This is a genomic window from Burkholderia sp. LMG 13014, assembly GCF_905232215.1.
Taxonomy (GTDB): domain Bacteria; phylum Pseudomonadota; class Gammaproteobacteria; order Burkholderiales; family Burkholderiaceae; genus Burkholderia.
In genome coordinates this window covers 1-4,504 of sequence record NZ_CAJNKE010000484.1, presented here as the reverse complement: position 1 = coordinate 4,504, position 4,504 = coordinate 1, and the positions used below count along the sequence as shown (strand labels likewise).

General features: G+C 59.3%; 5 protein-coding genes. 1 reads left to right on the top strand and 4 read right to left on the bottom strand.

The annotated features are described in order from the left end of the window. Positions 1-779 (top strand): exo-alpha-sialidase (locus JYJ84_RS29250; RefSeq protein WP_205189807.1); only part of this gene is annotated, 779 nt, incomplete at its 5' end. A 74-nt stretch (positions 780-853) separates the two neighbouring features. On the opposite strand, the gene JYJ84_RS29245 is transcribed toward JYJ84_RS29250, so the two are convergent. The 4 genes from JYJ84_RS29245 to JYJ84_RS38310 all read right to left on the bottom strand — a co-directional run. Next, on the bottom strand, positions 854-1,474 hold the full coding sequence (locus tag JYJ84_RS29245) for a CHAP domain-containing protein (RefSeq protein WP_122947959.1): 621 nt from the start codon (positions 1,472-1,474) through the stop codon (positions 854-856). A gap of 43 nt (positions 1,475-1,517) precedes the next feature. Further along, entirely contained in the window at positions 1,518-2,243 is a 726-nt protein-coding gene (locus JYJ84_RS29240; protein ID WP_122947960.1) for a hypothetical protein, read from the bottom strand. An 80-nt stretch (positions 2,244-2,323) separates the two neighbouring features. Beyond that, positions 2,324-3,355, bottom strand: a complete 1,032-nt coding sequence (locus JYJ84_RS29235; protein WP_122947961.1) for a hypothetical protein — start codon at positions 3,353-3,355, stop codon at positions 2,324-2,326. Between the two features lie 8 nt (positions 3,356-3,363). Next, positions 3,364-4,504, bottom strand: a 1,141-nt coding sequence (locus JYJ84_RS38310) for a type VI secretion system Vgr family protein (protein WP_205189805.1), incomplete at its 5' end; no start/stop codon positions are given.

Below are 4,504 nucleotides of genomic sequence, written 5' to 3'. Positions count from 1 at the left end.
GCGCCGACGAGCCGGGCGTGCTGTGGGCCGGCACGATTCCCGGCGGGCTGTTCCGCTCCGACGACGGCGGCAGTTCCTGGGTGCTCAACCGGGCATTGTGGGATCGCCCGGAGCGCGCCGAATGGGGCGGCGGTGGATACGATGCGCCGGGCATCCATTCGGTGATGGTCGATCCGCGCGACAGCCGGCACGTGACGGTCGGTATCTCGTGCGGCGGCGTCTGGCAGACCGCCGACGGCGGCGCGACGTGGCGCGTGACCACCGACGGCATGGAAGCCGACTACATGCCGCCCGAGCGACGCGGCGAACCCAACATGCAGGATCCGCACCGCGTCGTGCAGTGCGCGGCCAACCCGGACGTGCTGTGGACGCAGCATCACTGCGCGATCTTCCGCTCGACCGACGGCGCCGAACACTGGCGGCGCATCGAGGCGCAGCCTTCGAGCTTCGGCTTCGCGGTGGCCGTACACCCGCTCGAGCCGGATACCGCGTGGTTCGTGCCGGCCGTGAAGGACGCATGCCGGATTCCGGTGAACGGCCGGTTCGTCGTCACGCGCACGCGCGACGGCGGGCGCAGTTTCGAGCAGTTCACGAACGGCTTGCCGGCCGCACCGGCGTACGACCTCGTGTATCGGCACGGGCTCGCGGTGGACGATTCGGGCACGCGCCTCGCGATGGCGTCGACGACTGGCGGGTTATGGACGTCCGACGATGGCGGGGAAAACTGGCGGCTGGTGTCTGCGCATTTGCCGCCGGTTTATTGTGTGCGGTTCGGGTGATGGCGGGTGGGAGGCTGACAGATCCCTGTATGGGCTATCGGAAATGGGGCGCAACGACGAACTGGAAATGTTTTTCACGGACGACTGAGCCAACCTAAAACATCTCCGCCCACCATTCGCCCGGAACCTACGGAAACTTGACCGTTCGCGTCAAATCGCAAAGCCAACTGCTCTCTCGAAGAAGAGAACGGACCGGGATTTTGCTGAACGATTTCGATTGATGCCGTTTCGACACGAGAGACGATTGCGACATGCCCATAGGGATTTAACATCCAGGGTGAAAACACGACGATATCGCCGACTTTTGGAACACCCGATCCCCCGTTGCCGTACTGGATCAGGCCGCGCGCTGCGTTAAGTTCGCCATCCTCAAGACGAGAGTCAAAGAAGTCCTTCGCATTTCCACGGGAGTCGGGCATGCGATGGCCATAGCGCTCAAAGTAATACCTCTTCACAAACTCAACGCACTGCCAACGTAGCCCGAGGTTGTATCCGTCAGCCGTTACGGTTCTTCCATCGACATGACCCGTGAGGCCGTTGAAGTACACCGACACGCCATTGAACTGATCGACAACATCTCCAAGAGACCGGGACCCGTTCAGATTGACCTTGGTACAGATCCAACCGACCGCAATGGCGACCGCGCATCCGGTGAGCAATCGCCGGAGCAAGATGCGGCGAGCTGAAGCCGGCATTGTTTTCCTAATCAAAGAAACATGTCGCGACATACGTACGATCTCAACTCACTTGCAGAACATGCCGCCATGTGACGTCTTGCCCGTTGATTTGCGGGAACGGCATGTTATGGGCAAACGTCTGCTTGCCGACGGGTAATTCCAGGCACTCCCATGTGCCGGGCCAGGGGCAGGGCTCGCCAGAGCGTCTTTTCCAGCCAGGCGCGTCCAATCGAGATTGCAGGTCAGCTTTGGATTGCAGTTCCTGGAATCGGCGTTCCTCTTCGTCCGCGGGAAAGAGGCTCGAGTGCGCGCGGTACGCAAAAGCAATGTCTCCGGTCTCGCCGTTACGGTCGATGTAGACATAGAACCGCTTTCCTTCCAGCAACGTGTAGAAGGTGTAGTGATCGATGGGGATCATCTTGGGCTCACCGTCCCCGTAGTCTCTGAACCCACTGACGCTATAGACGATCTGCGGCCGAGGATCGAAGCGGGAACCTAAACCCATATCATCGACCGACGATGGTACTGTCGGTCGAAAGCCTTCTGCCACGGATTCCTCTTTGAGAGCACGGACGATCCTCATCTGAAGGATCTCCACTTGCTCATCGGTGAATGAAGGTGGGAATATCCGCCGCATTGAGGTATCGACATACTGCGTTCCTTCCGGGTAGTAGGCCCTGTTTTCGTCTCTCACTGGTATGCGTTCGTACATGCCGTTGGCGAACCATTTGGTCGCGTCGAACAGCGGTGCATCTTCCGACACCCGCATCATGATCTTCTCATTCATGGCACGCCTACCCCCAACTGCGAAAATCGAGGCAGACGCCACTAGTGCGAATACCAGGACCAATACTGTCGTTCTGTTGTTCATGCTCGCGCTTTCGGCTTGAAAGTGCGAAACCCCATGGGCAATCCTTCCGGCGTACTACCCGACCTGACGGGATTCACAGCGCCCAAGGGATCCAGAGGTAGGTTGATATCCGGATCATTTTCATATCGACTACGCGCCTCCATTCGCTTCGCCAATCGAAATTCCCGATCGGTGTAGGGTCTAACGGGCACCTTCGGCGGTGGTTCCCCCGGGATTTCGTTCATGGGCCCCTTACCCAAGGCCAACGTTCGTTTCCGGTAAGAAGCCATTTGACGATTGTAGGCATCCACCTCCCGTTCATATTCATCGATCTTCGGCAACGTTCTACTTGCCGCAAGCCGTTCCTCCCCGGTCCCATAAGTCCCGTCATAGTTGGATCGTCGCGGAAATGCCCGCACTTCGACGTCCCCTGAATCGGCCATGACCTGCGCCAGGCTCTCTCCATATTTAGGATCTTCGCCGGGGTCCAGTTTTTTACCGATATCGTGTCCAAGCCCCGTGCGGCACGCATACGAAAATATGGTTGCATCATCATCGAATGCCATTGGCACCAGCATCCGCGCCTGATTCAACCCGTAGCGGATCTGCCAGGACTCGCCAACGTCATATCCGAATTCAATGCTGTGTACGAGGCCATGCGAGAAGATGTCCAATTGTTTGATAAGCCGCTTCTTGCTCCGACGTGCCGCAATGAATGTGACAAGATCGGCAACATCAATCAGTTCTCGATAACTGGCGCGATGGTCCACTTCTACGATCTTTTGCAGCGCGTCAAGAAGCTTGCGCGGATACCCCCTTGTGAAAACGAGAAAGACACGCTGTATCGCATAATCGGCGGTCCCCTCCGGGTACTGCCTCAACTGTCGTATCCCTTGATTGATAAACATCATCTTGTTGCCTTTCCTGGCACGGACATAGAACGCCGGGTCGGAACAGCCCGCTACCGTGACGTAGTCGAGGTCAGCAATAGCGTCCACCTCGGTCAACGGGTTATCCGGGCCAGTCGTACTTTGCTTTCGTTGCTCCATGGCAGACCTCAGTAGTGGATACTCTGCTTGCGCAGGTGTGCGGCCGCCTCTCTTCCCCATCGCAACGTCACCGCGCCAGGCTGGCCGGTGTAGATGCGTGCAGTCAGGCCCTGCGCGTCGGTACGTCCGATCACCCGCTGGCCTTCAGCTGTTTCCGCGCAATACAAGACATCGGCAAGCGCCTCGCCGGTGCGCGAGTGCTTGACGAGAAACTGCTCGCTGAAGCCGGTTACGGAGGAATGGACACCCCTGGACAGCAAATCCAGCACGTGGCCGTTGCCATCGACTTGTTGCCGAAGCGGCCCTTTTATATGAATGGCGACCCCGTCGAGCGTGATACCCGAACTGTCGATGGAGATACTGCCTCCCGGCCCTTCAAAGACGACGCGCGCTCCCGCCTGAAGGTGATAGTGCATCGTCCGTCGTTCGATGCGCTGCCCCGCTTCCAACCGATGGCTGCCATGAACTAGGTGCTCCGCGTGCCCACCCACATCGACCCGATGATTGGCCGCAATCGTGTCGTGACGGTTGTTGCCGATCGCTTCCGAGTGGTTCATACCGGTGCGAATCGTCCGGTGACGTTCGATGGTGAGGTCTTCGTCCTGCCCCACCCGTTCGCGGCGGTCCCGGCCGATTGAAAGTCGTTGATCGTTTCCAATGCCGACCGCTTCGTCATGTCCAACCTCCTCGCTACGGTTGTGCCCAATGAACGTGGCTTCGTCGTGGTTGACGTGGATGTTCTGGTCGCGCTGCGCGTGAACGTAGATTTCTTCTTGTCCTGCTTCGTCCTCGAAACGCAGCTCGTTGAAACCTTCGCCCTTGTGCGTCTGGCTCTTGATCGTCATCCGCGTCTTGTGTCGCGGCAGTTCGTACGGCGGTAGCTGCAGGCGGTTGTAGGTGCGGCCGGTGATGACCGGCTGGTCCGGATCGCCCTCAAAAAAGTCGACGATGACCTCCTGACCGATGCGCGGAATCGCCATGTGTCCCCACAGCGCCCCCGCCCAGTTCTGCGCAACACGGATCCAGCACGAGCTGTGCTCGTCGTGCTGGCCCTCACGATCCCACGGGAACTGCACCTTCACTCGGCCGTACTCGTCGGTGTAGATCTCTTCGCCCTCCGGGCCCACGACCACCGCCGGCTGCGGGCCG

What these genes read in the sequence shown, in the direction of transcription:
- JYJ84_RS29245 (WP_122947959.1), bottom strand. Translation starts at nt 1,474, where the DNA reads ATGCCGGCTTCAGCTCGCCGCATCTTGCTCCGGCGATTGCTCACCGGA.
- JYJ84_RS29240 (WP_122947960.1), bottom strand. Translation starts at nt 2,243, where the DNA reads ATGAATGAGAAGATCATGATGCGGGTGTCGGAAGATGCACCGCTGTTC.
- JYJ84_RS29235 (WP_122947961.1), bottom strand. Translation starts at nt 3,355, where the DNA reads ATGGAGCAACGAAAGCAAAGTACGACTGGCCCGGATAACCCGTTGACC.